This is a genomic window from Niabella aquatica, assembly GCF_054779315.1.
The window spans coordinates 1-20,105 of record NZ_BAAGYM010000029.1 but is presented as its reverse complement, the minus strand read 5'-3'; the positions used below and the strand labels follow the sequence as shown (position 1 = coordinate 20,105).

General features: G+C 41.7%; 12 protein-coding genes. 1 reads left to right on the top strand and 11 read right to left on the bottom strand.

Features of this window, described 5'->3' with window-relative positions; translation table 11 throughout:
* Positions 1–144: 144 nt before the first annotated feature.
* The 11 genes from ACYVBM_RS19415 to ACYVBM_RS19365 form a co-directional block, all read right to left on the bottom strand.
* Positions 145–972, bottom strand: coding sequence for a 3-keto-disaccharide hydrolase (locus ACYVBM_RS19415; protein ID WP_460687362.1), 828 nt, complete (start codon positions 970–972; stop codon positions 145–147).
* Positions 973–981: 9 nt separating this feature from the next.
* The gene (locus tag ACYVBM_RS19410) at positions 982–1,395 is read right to left on the bottom strand and encodes a c-type cytochrome (RefSeq protein ID WP_460687361.1); all 414 of its coding nucleotides are present in this window, start codon (positions 1,393–1,395) and stop codon (positions 982–984) included.
* Between the two features lie 33 nt (positions 1,396–1,428).
* Entirely contained in the window at positions 1,429–2,484 is a 1,056-nt protein-coding gene (locus tag ACYVBM_RS19405) for a sugar phosphate isomerase/epimerase family protein (RefSeq protein ID WP_460687360.1), read from the bottom strand.
* A 182-nt stretch (positions 2,485–2,666) separates the two neighbouring features.
* On the bottom strand, positions 2,667–3,545 hold the full coding sequence (locus ACYVBM_RS19400; protein ID WP_460687359.1) for a hypothetical protein: 879 nt from the start codon (positions 3,543–3,545) through the stop codon (positions 2,667–2,669).
* A 52-nt stretch (positions 3,546–3,597) separates the two neighbouring features.
* Positions 3,598–4,800 (bottom strand): diaminopimelate decarboxylase, encoded by a 1,203-nt coding sequence (gene lysA / locus ACYVBM_RS19395; protein ID WP_460687358.1) that lies wholly within the window; start codon positions 4,798–4,800, stop codon positions 3,598–3,600.
* Between the two features lie 169 nt (positions 4,801–4,969).
* Complete coding sequence (gene scpB / locus ACYVBM_RS19390; RefSeq protein ID WP_460687357.1) at positions 4,970–5,875, bottom strand: SMC-Scp complex subunit ScpB; 906 nt, start codon at positions 5,873–5,875, stop codon at positions 4,970–4,972.
* Between the two features lie 69 nt (positions 5,876–5,944).
* Positions 5,945–6,829, bottom strand: a complete 885-nt coding sequence (atpG, locus tag ACYVBM_RS19385; RefSeq protein WP_460687356.1) for an ATP synthase F1 subunit gamma — start codon at positions 6,827–6,829, stop codon at positions 5,945–5,947.
* Positions 6,830–6,981: 152 nt separating this feature from the next.
* A complete protein-coding gene (gene ccsA / locus ACYVBM_RS19380) occupies positions 6,982–9,561 on the bottom strand; it encodes a cytochrome c biogenesis protein CcsA (protein WP_460687355.1) in 2,580 nt (859 codons plus the stop codon).
* Between the two features lie 12 nt (positions 9,562–9,573).
* Positions 9,574–10,020, bottom strand: coding sequence for a cytochrome c maturation protein CcmE domain-containing protein (locus ACYVBM_RS19375; protein ID WP_460687354.1), 447 nt, complete (start codon positions 10,018–10,020; stop codon positions 9,574–9,576).
* A 392-nt stretch (positions 10,021–10,412) separates the two neighbouring features.
* Positions 10,413–11,306 (bottom strand): phosphodiester glycosidase family protein, encoded by an 894-nt coding sequence (locus ACYVBM_RS19370; RefSeq protein WP_460687353.1) that lies wholly within the window; start codon positions 11,304–11,306, stop codon positions 10,413–10,415.
* 48 nt (positions 11,307–11,354) lie between these two features.
* Positions 11,355–13,385 (bottom strand): prolyl oligopeptidase family serine peptidase, encoded by a 2,031-nt coding sequence (locus ACYVBM_RS19365; protein WP_460687352.1) that lies wholly within the window; start codon positions 13,383–13,385, stop codon positions 11,355–11,357.
* Between the two features lie 104 nt (positions 13,386–13,489).
* On the opposite strand from ACYVBM_RS19365, the gene ACYVBM_RS19360 reads away from it, so the two are divergent.
* Positions 13,490–19,843 (top strand): alpha-2-macroglobulin family protein, encoded by a 6,354-nt coding sequence (locus ACYVBM_RS19360; protein ID WP_460687351.1) that lies wholly within the window; start codon positions 13,490–13,492, stop codon positions 19,841–19,843.
* The last annotated feature ends 262 nt before the right edge of the window (positions 19,844–20,105 follow it).

Below are 20,105 nucleotides of genomic sequence, written 5' to 3'. Positions count from 1 at the left end.
ATATATTCAAGAGCTACCCGGATAGGCCAGGTAGCTCTTTTTAGTTGTAAAAATAACACGTAAGCTTCTTCGTTAAATCAAAACTAAAAAGCCGGTCCCGGTATTTCCGGAAGCGGCTTCAGCATAACAGTGTCAGTCAGTTTGCTATAATTCTCTGATCTTAATATTCCTGAACCATACATTATTTCCATGATCCTGTAAACCAATCCGGCCTGTCTTATAGGTACCGAAATCAGGCATATTCCTGAATTTACTGTTAGCGATGAGGTTCTTCCAGTTGTCGTTCCACATTGTGGTACTAATAACATGCACCTTATTCAGATACACGTCCAGCGTACCATTCACACAACGAATAAGGTAAGTATTCCATTCAAGCGGCGGATTTTCAGCATGAGTTTTTGCAGCAATAAGATCATACAGGTCGCCAGCCTGGTGCTTTATTATTTTACCGTCAGGATGTCCTTCATTATCTACAATCTGCATTTCAGGGCCTGTATTCCACATACTGTTATACTTGTCTTTATTCTCATTGATATAAATACAAATACCGCTATTACCTCCTTTATCTATTTTCCAGTCTATTTGTAGCTCAAAATTCCTGTATTCTTTATCTGATACAATGTCGCCTCCTGTTTTAGGACGTCCGTCGTTATTCGCATCCAGATAAAGCGCTCCATTAGCGGTTTTCCAGGCAGTGCCAATGGTTTTAGAACCGTAAGCATGCCAGCCATCAGAAGAAATACCATCAAACATGAGTTTCCAGCCCGCAGCTTTTTCTTCACTGGTTAAAACATTCAGCGCCACCTCAGGAGCGGGCGCAGGCGGCGTTGGTTCAGGACGGGGCACCGGAGCAGGGCTGGGCGCAGGTGCCGGAGCCGGTGCAGACGGAGTATTCCTGTACACACGTGGCGCACAGGAGTGGATTAATAGAACAGATACTGCAATACAGGCAGCAGAAATTATTTTTTTCATTTGTTTTAATTACTTTTTCAATAATAGTATATATTTAACCATATCTTTTGCTTCTTCCTCAGAAACGTTAGGATGCGGGGTCATAGGCACTTCACCCCAAACACCTGCTCCTCCCTCAATAATTTTTTTGGCCAGTTTAGTAATGGTTCCATCATCTGCACCGGCATATTTATTCGCTACTTCACGATATGCCGGCCCCGTTAACCTGTCATCAATCTTATGGCAGGTAGGGCACATAAATTTACCTGTAAGCTCAAGGCCCTTTTGGTAAACGGGGTTTGAGGATAGTTCATCTGAAGAGGTCTGCGAAGAAGCTGATGGTGAAGCTGGTGACGGTTCTGCTTCTGACTTTTTTTCACTTTCGCTGCTTCCGCAGGCAGCAACAACAGATAAGATAGTTAACGAGAGCAAAATTTTCTTCATACATTAAAATATTTATGACTAAAGTATCAATTATTATTCAAGTCCTAACACTTTTTTGTTAAACCCGGTATCAGCACCGGTTGCAGCAAAATCATCAAACGCTTTATCAGTAACCCTTATAATATGGTCCTTTATAAAACCTGCACCTTCTCTTGCTCCATCTTCAGGGTGTTTCAGGCAGCATTCCCATTCCATAACCGCCCATCCCTTATAATCATATTCTGCAAGTTTTGAAAAAATGGTCTTAAAATCTACCTGTCCATCTCCCGGGCTGCGATAGCGCCCTGCCCGTTTCAGCCAGCTTTGGTACCCGCCAAATGTTCCCTGTTTACCGGTTGGATTAAACTCTGCATCTTTTACATGAAAAGCCTTAATGCGATCATGATAAAAATCAATATACTGTATATAATCCAGGCACTGTAACACAAAATGTGAGGGGTCGTAAAGCAAACAGGCCCTTGCATGGTTATTTACCTTCTCCAAAAACATCTCATAGGTTTCCCCGTCAAACAGATCTTCACCCGGATGTATTTCATAACATACATCAACGCCGCATTCATCAAAATAATTCAGTATTGGCATCCAGCGTTTTGCCAGCTCGGTGAACCCCTCATCCACCAGGCCTGCAGGCCTTTGCGGCCAGGGGTGAAATGTATGCCACAATAAAGATCCGCTGAAGGTGGCATGGGCATTTAAGCCTAAATGCTCCGAAGCTTTGGCCGCGTATTTTAATTGCTGAACAGCCCATGCTGTTCTTTCTATTGCATTCCCTTTTAATTCCGGCGGAGCAAAACCATCAAACATTTCGTTATAAGCCGGATGTACTGCCACCAGTTGCCCCTGTAAGTGAGTTGACAATTCAGATATTTTTAATCCTGCAGATTCCACGATTCCTCTTCTCTCATCGGCATAGCTTTTGCTTTCTGCCGCCAGACGTATATCGAATATGCGGGGATCGCTTGTGGGTATTTGCACGGCTTCAAAGCCCAGTCCCCGCGCCCATTGACATATAGTTTCCAGGCTATTGAAGGGCGGCTTGTCTCCTAAAAACTGTGCAAGAAAAATTCCCGGACCTTTTAACGTAGTCATGCAAAATCGTTTTTGAGATTAGGGGATAAAGCTATACAATTATTTTGATTAGACCAGCTTTGAAAATGAAGTTGTTTTCTAAACTTCTGCTAAAAGCATATTCCTTTCATTACGAAGAGACACAAATATCCGAAGATCAGGCCAGTCTGTAGAAACTGGCTCTGTATAATGACAAATCATTTTTAAAACTTAAATCCTATGTTCAGCTTGTACGACAAGAATGCCTTTTCGGAGCTGATACCTTTATAGTCTGTACCTCCAATATATACATCATTGGAAATAAACATCTGTTTATTCAGATCAACCTGGGTGCCAAAATTGACGCCGAATGTAGAGGTATACACTTTAGGAGTAACAACAGGCACAGTACTTACAGGAATCAACTCAGTGTAAACAGTACTATAATTAGTATACGCTGACGGTTTTGGTCTATACTCTACATAGGAATAAGCGAACATAGGTCCTATACCCAACCTGAACGTTTGCCTGTTCAGGACATAATATTTGGAAGTGAGTAATAGCCCCTGGGCCGTTTTGTTCCAGCTCCAATAAGCCGAAGCTGCAAGTCCCAGCCTGTTTTGTAATACGGTTCTTTCATAAGTAGCATTTGTGCCCATAGCTGCTGAAATATCTGCATGACGATCCAAAATCTTTGCCAGCATCAAACTGGTGCTGATGGCCTGGACTCCTGCCGAAACCCTGTTAGGATATGGATCAATAAAACTGTTCCTGATCCTTTTTGCTTCATTATTTGCCCAGTATGCCTCTTTTTTTAATGCGATGTTTTGTTTGCGGTAAGCCTTTTCATACAGCCTCTTTTCTCTTGCGGCTTCTACTTTTTCATCCTTACTGCCGGCTTCATCTTTAGCAGAATCCACAACATGCAAAGGGAGCCTCCTGAAATTCTTTTTACCGGGAAGCAGGAATTTGATCATTCCCCTTTTTATTTCTACAATTTCCACAGCTACTTTTCTGCCATTTACAAGATACAATGTATCCTGTGCATAAACATTGCTACAGCAAGAAGTAATAATCAAAAAAACAACAAGGAAATATTTCATTCAGGCTGGTTTCATTGTAAGACGCATATCAGCCTCCAAACGCAACAGTCCTTTATAGCAACTGACCTCTCAGCAGATCCTCAAACACATCTCTTTTACGGATCAGTCGCGGCACCCCGTTTTCTACCAGCACTTCGGCTGGCTTAAAGCGTGAGTTGTAATTACTCGACATTTCAAAACCATAAGCCCCGGCATTATAAAACACCAGCAGATCCTCTTCCCTTATCTCGGGCAATGGTCTCGACCAGGCGAATGTATCCGTTTCACAGATATTTCCTGTAACGGTGTATTCCTTTACTTCACCATCAGGATTCGTGATATTTTGAATACGGTGGTAAGCATCGTAAAACATAGGCCGAATGAGATGATTAAAGCCGCTGTTTACCCCCGCAAATGTGATCGCCGGCGTTTCTTTTAACACATTCACCTTCGTTATAAAATAACCGCATTCACTCACTAAAAATTTACCGGGCTCAAACCAGATCTGCAGGTGCCGGGTAAGTTCGTTCGACTCAAAAGTATGCAGTACTTTTTGTGCCAGTTCCTCTATATTGATAGAAGGATCATCCTCTTTATAGGCTACTTTAAAGCCTCCTCCAAGATCTACAGACTTTAAACCGGGGAAATGAGGAATAATATCAAACAACACTTCAATGCCTTTTATAAAAACATCAGCATCTTTAATGTCACTGCCCGTATGGATATGCAGGTTGGTGATATGAATTTGATTATCTGTAACTATCTGCTTAAGCTGCTCCAGCTGATCTACAGGAATACCAAACTTACTTTTATCGTGTCCTGTAGAAATTTTCAGGTTTCCGCCGGCCATAATATTCGGCCTTAAACGAACGCCAACCGGGTAGCTGCTGCCGAATTTTTTACCAAATTTTTCAAGGTTGGATAAGCTGTCAATATTAATAATTACTCCTAAAGATTGCGCTTCCTCTATTTCATCAAATCCTATACCATTACTGGTATATAAGATGTTCTGCGGCTCAAATCCCGCATATAAGGCCAGCTTTACTTCATTAACCGAGCTGCAATCTACATTACATCCCCGCGCCTTCAGCACCTTTAAAATATTAATATTGGTTAAGGCTTTACAGGCATAAAAAAAACGGACTTTATTACTATTAAAAGCTGTTGTAAGCCTTTTGTATTGAGCGGTAATTTTATCCGCATTATATACATAAACCGGAGTACCGTATTCATTGGCTATTTCTGTAAGCTGTAAAGGACTTAATACATTTTCCATAATAATAGTGTCATGTCAAGATTAAGTTGTCTGTCGCCCTGATCTGGTTGAATGATGGCTCGTCAGGTTCACTACAACAAAATATGTTTTTGCCTTAATAATAGATATAAAAAAAGCAGTATTACTACTGCCTGCGCTTTTTAACTTTTTACCGGTTCAGTTAATATATTTAATAAGCAGGCTGATCTTCATCACCGTTCTTTTTTTCCTCATCTTCCGGATCCGGCTCCTCGTCCAACGCCTCACTTCCTGGAACTTCTTCCGTTACCTGCTTCTTTTCGTCATCAAAAGGCACTTCATCGGTTTCTTTCCTGTTATCATCTGTATCATTCACTTCTGCAGGCTGTTCATCATCTGTTTCATCGGAACCGGTCACTTTTTCTGTGAACTGGTCTGAATCATTCATAATAGCACTTTCAATCAGTTCTCCGTTTTCAGAAACGGCCAGGGGATGAGCTTCTTCTTCAGCCGGCCCACTTTCACTAACGCCTTCGTCTCCGTTTACAATGGTAGGCGCTACCATCTGCTCTGCTAATACTTCTTTAATTTTAGGCAGCTCATCAGACGAGTTAATGCCAAAATAATCCATAAAAGACCTGGAAGTGGCATATACCAGCGGATGACCCGGCAATTTTTCATTCCGGCCGCTTATTATGATCAGGTCCTTCTCTAATAGTTTTTGAATAGCATAATCGGCGCTTACACCTCGAATAGCTTCTATCTCTCCTTTCGTTACGGGTTGCTTGTAAGCCACGATCGCCAGGGTTTCCAAAGCCGCTGCTGACAGGCGCTTCATAAATTTATCGCCATTCAGCTGCGCAATCGTTTTATGAAACTCTTTCTTGGTAAGAAACTGCCAGCCACCACCACTTTGCACTACTTCAAAAGGATAAAACTCCGAAATATACTTTTCCTTTATGCCGTCTATAGCCGCTTCTACCTGGTCGAGAGTGATCTTATCTTCCATAAAGCCAAAAGCATTATTCAGCAAGTCGGTAACCTCTAAAGATGATAAAGGTTTTTCACTCGCAAAAATCAATGCTTCTATATGTGGGATCAATTCGGCTATTTCCATGAACAGATCTGATATTTGGAATTTGAGATTTTAAATTCAACTATATACATCTCAAATCAGAAATTAAAATTACCCCTGCAATGCTGCGGCACCACTTACAATTTCTGTAAGCTCGGTAGTAATGGCAGCCTGCCTTGCGCGGTTATAGCTTAGCTTAAGGCTCTTCAGCATTTCGTTTGCATTCTCGCTGGCTTTATCCATCGAGGTCATACGGGCTCCATGCTCAGATGCGTTTGAATCGAGCACCGCTTTAAAAAGTTGCGTATTCAGAATCTTAGGCATCAATTCAGCGATCAGCTCAGCTTTATTAGGATCGAAAATAAAATCGGCTTTAGGCCCACGCTTCTTATTTTCCACTTTCTTCGGAACAGGAAGGAACTGTTCTGTCGTAAAAATCTGCGTGGCTGCGTTTTTAAACTGGCTGTACACTATTTCAATGGCATCAAACTCTTTCTTTTCATAGGCTTCCATTGCTGCCCGGGAAATTCTTTGAACATTTTCAAAGCTCAGGTGCAGGAAAATATCTTTATGCTCCTCACTGGTCTTATAGCCCAGCTTGGTGAGCGCTTCAAAACCTTTTTTACCAAGATTCCAGATCGTAACATTTCCTTTCTCAAACTGGGACTGATATTTATCATTAATGACGCTCCGGGCAAGTTTAACAACATTAGAGTTAAAAGCACCCGCCAGACCACGGTCGCTGGTAATTACAATTACCAGTACTTTTTCAACCGGCCTTTCTTCAGCCAAAGCCATTTTAATATCACCATCACTGTTGCTCACAATATTGCTCAATACCTCCTGCAGCTTTTGAGCATACGGGCGCATTTGTACAATTGCATCCTGTGCACGGCGAAATTTAGCAGCGCTCACCATTTTCATGGCTTTGGTAATCTGCTGCATACTCTGAACAGATGATATCCGACTACGAACTTCTTTTAACTGGCCTGCCATTCTTTAGAATCTTTGGTTTTCAGGGCGCAAAAGTACGTGCAAAACATCAATTTTCAATATATAAATAAAATATGTGGAAAAGGTTTTAAAGATAGGTTGACAGGTCATATACAGTATACCATATACCAGGCACCGCATACAGAAACCAAGCATTAAGCTAACCGTATCCTTCTGACCATGCTGATTACCGAACCGATCACCAAAAACACCACGCCTGCCCATACCAGATTGATATAAGGGAATTTATAAGCCTTAAGCGTAAGGTATTCGAGCACGTCATTCGATTCCTTTACGCCAATGGTAACGGTATCTCCGCCGGCATCGTCTAACCGCAATACCAGGCCCTGAGCCATAACAGTATCCTGGGTCTGGTAAATAATATTGCCTTTATTCCTGATCAGCAAAAGATCCGAGCTGTACGAAGGCCCGTTCAGTTCCTGTACTTTAACAGATGCGGTATAACCGGTATCCGATTTTTCAAATCCCGCAACAGGCAAATTATCCCTGGCAGCCAGTTTTTCAATAATAATATACCCTTTGCTATAAAAAACAGTATCATTCGTATGCACGGTATTTGGTTTAAAGCGGGCGGTATCGTTCCTGCCATCCGGCTTGTAAAAAGAAGAAACATAGGTAAATACATCATGGCTCCAGTAATGCCTGCTCGACGGGTTGGCCATCAGCCCTTCATTTCCTTTGTAGTTTACAAAAGCATTGGGTAATAAAGTAAATTCCTCGTTATTTTTCTTAGATTTAAAATGCACCTTAAAATAGGTTTGCTGCTTTTTGGGATGTGCGGAATCGCCCACATAAGTGACCATATAGTTGTTCATCTGCATGGGCACACCTTTTACCAGTGTCAGGTTTTCACCGGTTTTTTCCTTACTGCCTTCACCAAACGGAACGGCAATTCCGCTGGTATTCCATGACAGCACTTCTTTTTTAGAAGAAGAAAGGATCATTCCTACCAGCATCAGCGCAAACCCGAAGTGGGCCACCGAGCCGCCACTATTTTTAAGCTTACCCTTCAGCCCTATCCATATATATGCAGCATTGGCAACAGTAGCATACACGGTGGCCACCAGCGCCAGCCAGATATTGATCAGGAAACCCATACCATGCACATCGTAATTGATCTTTATAACCACCAGTATGAATGTAGCTACCAACGCACTTATAATGGTAGGCGCCAGTATTTTATTCCAGAAAAACTTAATATCTGTAGCCTTATATTTCAGGTATTGAGTCACCGCTGTTAAAATGCCTATTACAAATGCAATCAGTACCTGTATCTTATTATAATTAAATTCATCATTTTCACCCGGCGCTTTATTTAGGTTAAATAATTTATTAAATACCGGAAGCGATGTCTGGAAAATAATAACCATTGCTGCAAGAAAAAACACTAAAGAGCCGATAAACATCCAGAATTCGCGCGATGTTACATGCTCTTCCTTTTTGACAGACGGCACCTGCCTGTTCAGTAATACAATATAGGTAATGATACCTCCTAATATTACATAGAGGGGAAAACCCGGAATGGTCTCTGCCAGAAAGTAGGTAGCAAGGGACAAAATAACCGTAACGCCAAAAATGATCAGTCTTTGACGGTTGGTTTTCGCTGCAAAAAACGGTGCCAGCCATACAAATACAATCATAAACAGGAACAACTGCCCGTTCATACCTATATCAGCAAAGGCATGTACTGAAGAATCGCCCAGAACACCGCTTTTGGTAAGAAAAGTAGAATAAACAATGAAGATGAACGATAAAGCAAGGAATAAGAACGATGAACGGAGAGAATAACCGCTATGCTTAAATATGAGCATGGTATGCAAACCCGATACCATGATCATCCACGGAACCAAAGAAGCATTTTCCACCGGGTCCCATGCCCAGTAACCTCCAAAGTTCAGCGACTCGTAAGCCCATTTGGCTCCCATCATAATACCCAGGCCCAATATAGCTACCGAAAATAACGTCCATGGAATAGCGCTGCTGATCCAGCCTTTAATATCCTTTGTCCAGAGGCCGGCCATTGCAAAAGCAAATGGAACTATAGTAGATGCAAACCCAAGGAAAAGTACCGGCGGGTGAATCACCATCCAATAATTCTGAAGCAATGGGTTCAGGTCGTTGCCATCCGTGATCATTGAAAGATAATCAGGCCTTATAGGTTGTGTTACATCAAAATTCACATGCATACCCGGCGCTTCGTCGAGTACGCCTGAATCGCGCAATAATATAAACGGATTGGAACCTATCTTAACATCAAAAATATAAATGCCTATCACCATTGTTGCCAAAAAGAACTGGGCAAAGCTTATTACAGACATCACCGGGGCTTCCCACTGTTTCTCGCGCTTTATAATGATCAGCCCCAATACACAATGCCAAAAAGCCCAAAGCAACGTGCTTCCCTCCTGCCCTTCCCAGAAAGCGCTCATGATATATTTGAACTCCAGCGAAAGGCTGGTATGCTGCCAGGCATATTTATACTCAAATAAGTGATGATAAAGAATATGCAGCAACGCAGCAAAAATAAAAAGCACAGCAACTGCCTCTGTGAAAAACGCTATGCGTCCCAGTTTCAGCCACCCGCGCTTTTGATCGGGTGTAGCCTGCACCGCTTTAAAATAGGCAAAAGCCGCTGTAAGCGAAGCAATCAAAGAAACTAAAATGAAAAAATGTCCTGCCTGACCGGGCAAAAGATGCTCGCCTGCGTACTTCATAAATAAATATTACTATTGTTTAGCTGCCATTCCTTCAGCATTATTCGTATAAGAAGTCCTTTTTTCCTGGGGTATATGTTTAGAAGGATCCTGGTCTTTGTACTTACTGGGACACTTGGTCTGGATATTCTGGCAGACAAATTGACCATCTTCATATTTGCCTTTCATTACCAGCCTTTCACTTAATTCAAAATTCTCAGGCTTGGGACTATGATAAATAACATTTACTTTATCACCTAAAGTATCTACAGCTGTAAAAGTCAGGTAATTAGGATTTTTTATGGCATCATATTCCATCGGCTCGCTCCTGTCCCACCTGGCCATCAGGTGCACATATTTTCCCGGTTTGGATTTGGCAATGGCAACCGTATCATAAGTAGTGGTGGTTTGCAAAAAACTTACCAAAACCGCTATGGCGGCGGCAATTAAAACCAGTAAAATGATATGGATCTTTTTCATGCTCCTGCTGAAATTTTCTGCAAAATTAAGGCATACGGCCCGTTTATGGTACTTTAACAATACCTCAACTGTTTTGTTGCAGGAAATCAAAAAATAATTTAAAGGATATTTTAAGAATGCATTGGCGAGAGGCGATGTAATAAACCAAAGCTACAACTCACGGCCTTTCCATACAGGGTATCAAAAAGAAGTTTTAGTTTGGTAGAACCTGTTCCCGGTGTGAGCACGGAAAAATAAAAGCAACAGCAAAAAAAACGAAATGTGCTGAACAGGAGTTATACGGCAAATTCATCTTTTTAAATAAGCAAAGGTGACAGCATAGGATAGCTCGAAGCGCCCGGATCGGTACGGGCAGGTTTACACAGCAGCACAATTTGTGATAGCGTCCAAAATCATCGCCGCTTTTTCAAATACAATATATTCGCCACTTTCCGTTCCCCTTCATGATCCCATTTCTTATTATCAGAAGGGTAATTGACTATGCCCCTGTCTTTGACCCATAAAGCAGAAGAGCCGCCGCCATCAAAATTGATAGCGCTTATACACCCCAGCCAACGCATGATCCTGGTCAGCTCAAAAAGATTCATCCCGGCCGAATTAGGGCTGCGACCGTCCACCACCAGCATGATCACGCTCCCATTTTCTGTAATGCCAACCGCCGTACGGGGATGCCGGTTTACATTAAAGCTACCGGAATCCAGTTGCTCATCCTGCCCGTTCAGCAATAACAATGGCCCGTTCAGCATCACATCCGGTTCGTTCAGCCACTCTTCCCAATTCACCAGCCCGTCCCATTTTCTGATATTTAATTTTCCTTTATCAATAACAACTGCGGCTTTCTGATGAAAATCCGGTTTTTCATCTTTTTCTTTACGATTCATATTAACAACGGTTCCATTGACCTTTGTAAAATCAACCGCTCCCCCGTTTTTCATGTCAAAAAAATTACCGTTAATAGCTGCAAGCGCATTGCTCCTTTTAGCAAAGTCGGATGTTTTGAATAATGTCTGAGCGTCTGCTGCAATACTAAACTTAGGATTGCAAAACAATGTTCTTCTTGTTTTGATATAACTGATATTTTCCATTGCACCAAACAATTCAACTCCAACAAAAGAATACCTGTATAACTTAACCCCTTTAGCAATTTTAGTAACAGTCCAGCTCGCGTTAACAAAAACAGCAGAATCCGTATACTGCGAATAACAGCATATCGTATGAAAGAAAAACAGAAATACTGCCACTGTCTTTACATAAAAATGACCCCGTTTTACTCTTTGATGTTTCATACCAGACTTCAGGATTATTAACTTTTTAACGCTCATTATTTTTTAATACTACTGTGCTGGCTTATCGGCCAGTTTTACGGTCTTAATATCAACGGTGATCTCTTCCAGTCTTGTAGCCACATCCTTTGGCATACTTTCCTGGTATCGCGTACCCAGATATTTTGCAAGAAATTTTTCTGATGCAGCCAGCATCGCCATATTATTTACAGGTTTTCTAAATCCATGCCCTTCATCGTTGGCAAGCAGATATTGTACATCTCGTCCCAGGTCTCTCATCGCGATAACAATCTGGTCGCTTTCTGCCTGTTTAACCCGGGGGTCATTAGCGCCCTGAACGATCATCAGCGGTGTTTTTATTTGATCTGCGGAAAACAACGGGCTGGCAGCCTTCAGAATCTCTTTCCCCTCATTTGTAGCATCATCGCCCATTCTCAGGGTAAATTGCTTTCTAAACGACTCCCAGTAAGGTGGAATGGTAGACAAAAGTGTAAATAAATTACTGGGACCTACAATATCCACGCCGGCAGCATATACATCCGGAGTAAAAGCAAGTCCTGCAAGTGTAGCGTAGCCTCCATAGCTTGCGCCCATTATGGCTACTCTTTCTGGATCAACAATTCCCTGCTGTACCAGATATTTCACACCCCAGGTAATATCGTCCTGCATCAGCTTTCCCCATTGCAGATTACCGGCATCCAGAAACTTTTTACCATAGCCTGTGCTGGCCCTGAAATTAGGATCTAAAACAACAAACCCCCTGTTAGCAAAAAACTGTGCATAAGAATTAAACCCCCAGTAACTTCTCCCCCACGGCCCGCCATGAGGAAATACTAGTAAAGGAAGGTTTTTGCCGCTGCTGTTTTTGGGTAAAGTAATATAACCAGGTATTTCAAGCCCGTCGCTGCTTTTATACCGTATCGGCTTCATCGGGCTCAGGTATGCTTCGTATTGTTTAAGTTTAGGCCGTGGCGTATATTGCTCTATTATTTTTTTTGTACCCCTGTCGAAAAAATAAACGGTGGATACTACAGTATCACCAAAAACGACGAACAACCATTTTTGCTCATCTTTTGTGAGGCTTGTAACACTTATTTCCGAACCCGGGAATTTTGACATAACAAAATTATAATCCGCTTCATATTGTTTATTTCTAAAGTAGAGACGTTCCTTATCATCATAGTAAGAAGTATGGATAATATCCTTAGTTACATTACTGATCCACACATTGTCCAGGTCTACCCTGTTCAAAGGATCTTTTTCCACATCTTCTACAGCGCCTGTTGCAGGATTCATTAAACCAAGCTTACTTAAATCAACTTCCTGACCTTTATTAGTGATGACATATAAACTTTTATTATCCTTAGTAAAAGCAAGCGGGCGGGCTTCTTCAAGCGCTGTAACGGAATATATTTTTTGAGGCGTTCCTCCATCGAGGGAAAGAAATTCTGTTGAACCGTCTTCAGAGTTCCTGATAGCCACTCTTGGCTTTTCATTCCAATCAAAAATCCAGCCACTCAACCGGTCTTTATTTTCATTCAGCAGTGTAAGCTTCCCTGTACTTATTTCGAGCTGGTACAGGTCGTGCCATTTTGAGTCCCTGTTATTCAAACCGATCATTAATTTATCAGGATCCGTCTTACTCACCATATATATGTATGCAGTGACACTATCCATTGGGGTAAGATTGCGGTTTTCAGGTATGCCGGTTAAAGCGTCATTTGCCGCAGCAGGAGAAACAGCAAAAATATTAAAATTTTCATTTCCACCTTTATCGTTGGCGTACAGGATATATTTCCCATCGTATGTCCAGAAGTAGCCTGCGCTGGGCCTTTCGAGGTTGGTTAACCGCTTTGCGTTAGCAAAAGGTTCGTCAAACTTTTTTACCCAAATATTCAGCATCCCTTTATATTCTTTGAGAAACGAAATAAATTTTCCGTCAGGACTGAGCTGTCCGCCACTTATTTCGGGGTTATCAAAGAAAATACTTCTGTCAATAACCGGCACTTCAGTTTGATTTTGGCCATATACAAGAATACTCATCATTCCTGTCATTAAAATCATGAGCAGATGTTTCTTCATAAAAGTAAATTTTAACTAAAATACAGAAAAGCCTGTATTTATGTATTTTTAATAATTATTGCATCTATAAATCAGGTTATAGTTGCCTATTAATTATAAACATTATGAAAATCTTCAGGGTATTTTTACTAACAGTCATCTGCACAATAGAATTAACTATGCAATCAGGGGCACAAATAATAAAAAATTACGACCGGGAATGGAAAATAGTGGCAGATAATATCAGTAAAGGGTTACCTGCTTCAGCGCTGGAAACCGTTAAAAAAATTTATACTGCGGCGAAGGCAGAAAAACAGGATGCACAAATTGTAAAATCCCTGGTGTATATAACACAACTGCAGCAGGAAAACCGGGAAGAGAATTTTACACTGCGCATCAAAGAAATAGAAAAAGAGCTGCAAAGCAGCAAAGAGCCGGTCACTTCTTTATTAAACAGCTACCTGGCAGGGTTATATTATCAATATTTTGCAGGCAACAGGTATAAATTGTATGGGAGGACCAATACCGTTGATTTCAATAAAGAAGATATTGCGACGTGGACGGCAGATGATTTTCATAAAAGGATCAGCGAGCTGTACCTGCTCTCAATTAAAAATACCCACCTGCTGCAGCAGCTGAACCTGGCCGACTACGATGCACTGATTGAAAAAGGGAATGTCCGTTACCTGCGACCTACCCTCTATGATATTCTGGCGCATCATGCGCTGAATTATTTTAAAAACGATGAGCGGGATATCACCAAAGCGGCCTCCAGCTTTGAGATCAACGATGCAAAAGCGCTCAGCCCTGCAGACGCATTTGTAAATGCTTCATTTAAAACAAACGATTCTCTATCGCTGCAACACAAGGCATTGCTTATTTACCAGGATCTGATCCGCTTTCATTTAAATGATAAAAAGCCTGATGCGCTGATAGATGTGGATATAGAACGGTTACAGTATGTATACTCGAAAATGGTTATTACTGAAGCAACACGCAAACCCATTATTGTATTAGATGATAAAGAAGCCTCTCCCGGCGCCCTATCGCTCTTAAACCCTGAAGATATTTCCTCCGTTACTGTTTTAAAAGATGCAACTGCAACCGGTAAATATGGGGCAAAAGCCGCAAATGGCGTCATCGAGATATCAACGAAAAGTAAAAACTATAACAATCTTTCAGCTGCCAACAATCATTTCACAGAAAAGGAATGGCTGTATTATACGGCATTACAGCAAATCATCTTACTATACGGCAACATACCCGCTACCGCACAGGCCCAATACCTTATGGCCTTGGTGCACCAGCAAAAAGGAAATGAATATAATGCCCAGGCAGATACAAGTAACCGTTATGAGCTGCTAAAAGCAAAGAAAATAACTGATAAAATTCTTGAGCAGAAAGAAAAAAGCGAAGGTTGGACGAATGCCTATAACCTGAATCAGCAGTTACTGCAGCCTTACTTCTCTTGTACAACAGAAAAAGTAAACCTGCCCGGCCAGCCTTTCAGGATGTTGCTGAATTTTAAAAACATCAGCAAGGTATACCTGCGTGCTATACCTGCAACAGAACCACTTAAAAAACTGATGCAGAACAACAGAGGGGATGATAAGAACTGGATAGCCCTGGCAGCTGCAAAAGCCGTAAAAAGCTGGCAGCAACATCTCCCCGAAAATACAGACCTGCAATCACATACAACTGAAATTAAAATAGATGCATTGCCAGCCGGAGCGTATTTTTTATTGGCATCCGTTAACGAGGATTTTGGTACCAGCAATAATATACTGGCTGCACAACTTACTTATATATCCAATATCAGCTTTGTACAGAACAATGAAGATTTCTTTGTTTTGCATCGCAATACAGGATATCCTCTGGCCAATGCTACCGTGCAGATTTACAAAAAGGTGTATGATTACAAAATATCCACTTATACCAGGCAAAAATCTGATCAATACACCACTAATAAAAACGGTTACTTTAAATTAAGCACCGCTTCTCTTGCTGCAAAACAGCGGGGCGGCAATTCTTTATTATTGGATATCAGGTATAACAACGACCAACTCTCTGTTGACGATGATACCTATTATTACTATAATAACCTGAACATTGATAACAACTTAAAATTTCAGACAGCGGTTTTTATGTTCACAGACAGAAGTATATACAGGCCTGGCCAAACGCTCCACTTTAAAGGTATTGCTGTAAGCAAAAGAAATGACGGAAGAAAAGCCACGGTTTACGACAACTACAAAACCACGTTAGTATTATACGATGCCAATCTTCAGAAAATCAGCGATATACAGGTAGTGAGCAATGAATACGGTTCTTTCAGCGGAAAATTCATGTTGCCACCATCGGGGTTAAATGGTGCATATACCTTACGCACAGCAGATAATACCGGTTATGCCTCTGTAAGAGTGGAAGAATACAAACGGCCTAAATTTTATGTAGATTTTGAGCCGGTAAAAGGTGCATACAAAGTAAATGAAGAAATAAAAATAACAGGATTTGCCAGGGCTTACGCAGGCAACAATGTAGATGGTGCTACTGTAAAATACCGGGTAGTACGCGAAGCCCGTTTTCCTTATCCCTGGCTGTTTTGGAGAGGCTATTATCCGCACAGCGAAGCAATGGAAATTACCCATGGAGAAGCAGCAACCAGGGCCGACGGGACCTTTGATATTACCTTTAAAGCTATTCCTGATGCAGCAATCAATATAAAAGCAGAACCTGTTTTTGATTACCGGGTTTATACAGACGTAACAGACATTAACGGCGAAACCAGGAGCGCCAGCCAGTCTGTTTCTGCCGGGTATAAATCCCTGCTTTTAAAAGTAAAGATTGCAGACAGGTTATCTACCGACAGCCTTTACAAAATATATGCGCGTACAGAAAACATGTCCGGCGAGTTTGAAAAAGCAAATATCAGTGTTACAATCACCCGGCTAAAGCCCGAAGAGCGCTTGCTGCGCCCACGCTACTGGGAAAGGCCCGACCAGTTTATTTTAAGCAAAGAGGAGTATATCGGGTACTTCCCCAACGATATTTATAAGGATGAAGATGATCCTAAAACATGGGAGAAAGCAGCTATTGTTTTAAAACAGGATGGCAATACGGATTCAACCGGCCAGTTTCTATTGCAGAAGACCCGCTTGATTCCTGGTTATTACGCAGTGGAGATTGAAACCAGGGATAAAGATAACCAGGCGATTAAAGAGGTTCAATATATTGAATTATTCAATCCTGGTAAACCGGAACCTACCTATCCTCAATATGTATATAGCATTGCCCCTCAACCCATAGAGCCCGGAGAAAAAACAAAAGCAGCGATCAGCAGCTCTGCAGAAGATGTGTTCTTAATTCAGCAAACAGATAAAGAAAACAAAACCTATTCCTATTATCAATTGCATCAAAACAAACCTGTCAGCGTTACGTTTACAGCAACAGAAGCCGACAGGGGCGGATATAACACCAGCTTTTTATTTGTAAAGCATAACCGTGTTTTCCAGCAAAACCAAACGATTGCTGTACCCTGGACGAATAAGCAGCTAAATATAGAGTACAGCACCTTTCGCGATAAAACCCTGCCCGGGGCTGGAGAAAAATGGACAGTAAAAATATCGGGCTATAAAAAAGAAAAAGTTGCAGCAGAAATGCTGGCCGGCATGTATGACGCATCTTTAGACCAGTTTCATCCCCATCAATGGAACACCCCTTCTATATGGCGCAATGTTTACAATAATACCGCATGGAATATACAAAACAATTTTGCAGGTATCTCCGCTACCCTGCTTAATAATAAACAAACAGATTACCAGAATTTTGAAAAGAAATATGACATATTGCTTTATCCTGGTAGCGGATGGAATGGGCCCATTGGTTTGGCAGGAAGGGCTCCGGGTATTATGGTAAGTGCAGTTGCAAGAGAGGAGTCTCAGGCAATGAACGAAGTAGTGGTGGCTGGCTATGGCACTCAAAAAAGACGGTTGGTTACAGGAGCTGTAGCAGCAGTTCAGGCCGATGCAGCCGCACCTCCCGAAGCTAAGGCTGATCAAATCGATGCAGAACGGGCTACAGGCACTTCAGCGCTGCCGAATCCTGTTACGCAAATACGCACTAATTTTAATGAAACGGCTTTTTTCTTCCCCGACCTGAAAACCGATAAGGATGGAAATATCAGCTTTGCATTTACTATGCCCGAAGCCCTTACCCGGTGGAAGTTCCAGGCTTTGACACACACTAAAGACCTGGCTTTCGGCTACAGCCAGAAAGAGATCATTACACAAAAAGATTTAATGGTGCAGCCCAATCCGCCCCGCTTTTTAAGGGAAGGAGATCAAATGGCATTCAGCGGAAAAGTAGTGAATCTTTCCGGCAAAGAAATTACAGGCATTGCTACATTGCAGCTGTTTGACGCTGCTACTAATGAGCCTGTGGATGGCTGGTTTAAAAACGCAGTTTCTCAGCAGTACTTCACAATTGCTGCCGGTCAGAGCCAGGCTATACAATTCCCTTTAGAAGTGCCTTATCAGTATAATAAAGCACTTACCTGGCGCATTGTAGCTCAAACAAAGGACGGGGCACTTTCTGACGGAGAAGAAAATATATTGCCGGTGCTGACCAATCGTATGCTGGTTACGGAAACACTTCCGGTACACATGCGCGGCAGCGGTACAAAAAATTTCAGGTTTGATAAATTAATTAACAGTGATAAAAGCGAAACACTAACTACCCAATCGCTTACAGTAGAGTACACTTCTAATCCGGTATGGTATGCGGTACAGGCACTTCCCTATATGATGGAGTACCCGTATGATTGCGCGGAACAAACATGGAACCGTTATTATGCAAATGCATTGGCCACACTCATTGCCAGTAGCTCGCCAAAAATAAAACAGGTATTCGAACAATGGAAAACAGCAGATACTGCAGCTTTGCTGAGTAACCTGCAAAAGAATCAGGAGCTAAAAGCGGTGCTGCTGGAAGAAACACCCTGGGTATTAGCAGCAAAAAGTGAAGCACAGCAAAAGAAAAATGTTGCCCTGTTATTCGATCTGATGCGGATGAGCGGAGAACTTACCAAGGCATACGAAAAACTGAGGCAGTTACAAAGCCCGAACGGTGGTTTTGTATGGTTCAAAGGCGGCCCTGATGACCGGTATATGACTCAATATATTGTAACAGGCATCGGCCATCTGAAAAAACTAAAAGCTACCACAGGCCTGCAGGATGCTAACCTCAACAGGATCGTACAGGGCGCCATGCCTTATCTTGATGCTAAAATAAAGGAAGAATACGATAATTTGTTAAAGTATAAAACTGATCTTGAAAAATATACACCGTCTTATTATGTAATACAATACTTATATATGCGCAGTTTTTTCCCTCAAATAAAAATTGCAGACAACACACAAAAGGCGGTGAATTATTTTAAAGAACGCTCTAAAAAAACATGGACAAAGCAGAATAAGTACATGCAGGCTATGATCGCTTTATCCGCTTATCGTAATAATGATCCGGCCACACCTAAAGCCATCTTACAATCACTTAAAGAAACAGCTATTATTCATGAAGAACAGGGCATGTATTATAAAGATGCCGTTCGCAGCTGGTGGTGGTATGAAGCCCCTATAGAAAGGCAGGCCTTAATCGTCGAGGCTTTTGAAGAAGCAGGTAAGGATAGTAAAGCCGCGAACGATCTAAGAACCTGGCTATTGAAGAACAAACAAACCAATAACTGGGAAAGTACTAAAGCTACTGCCGAAGCCTGTTACGCGTTGTTGCTTCGGGGTACAGACTGGTTATCTGTCACCCCTGAAGTGAGCGTCGACTTAGGTGGGGCTGTTATTATTCCCTCCTTTGGAGAAGATCCTGGAAAAACTGAGGCGGGCACCGGATATTTTAAAAAAGTGATTGAAGGTAGTAAGGTACGTCCTGCAATGGGCAATATAACCGTAACTGTTCAGCAAGCAGATCGCACTGCTACCCTGCCTACATGGGGCGGCGTGTACTGGCAATATTTTGAAGATCTTGATAAAATAACCTCTTCTGAAACCCCTTTAAAACTCAGCAAAAAATTATTTACAGAAACCAATAGTGATCGTGGTCCTGTTTTAAAACCGGTTAACGAAGGAGATATAATTAAAGTGGGTGATAAAATAAAAGTACGTATTGAACTAAATGTAGACAGGGATATGGAGTATGTGCACATGAAAGATATGCGTGCGGCGTCCTTTGAACCGGTGAATGTGCTCAGCCAGTACAAATGGCAGGGCGGACTGGGATATTACGAAAGCACTAAGGATGCCAGTACCAACTTCTTCTTCAATTACCTGCGCAAAGGCACTTATGTTTTCGAATACGCACTATTTGCACAATTACCGGGAAATTACAGCAATGGTATCACCAGCATTCAATGTATGTATGCACCTGAATTTTCAAGCCATAGCGAAGGAATAAGGGTTAGGATTAAATAAAAGAGTATAACGTTTTAAACCGAGACACCTGATTTCTTTAAAGAACGGGTATAATCGCTGATTGTAGAAGAGGTATATTGCGCGTGCAATAAGAGGAATTGTTATAATCAGAGAGCTGGCCTTTGTTTGTTGCGCGCTGGCTCCGAAGCGTAAATAAAGCAGGGTCTTCCTGAAAATATGTAATGCAGTGTAGGCTTGTATTTTATTAGCAAAAGAATATAAAAAATGCCTCATTTGGAGCAAAAATTGCTTTAAGTGAGGC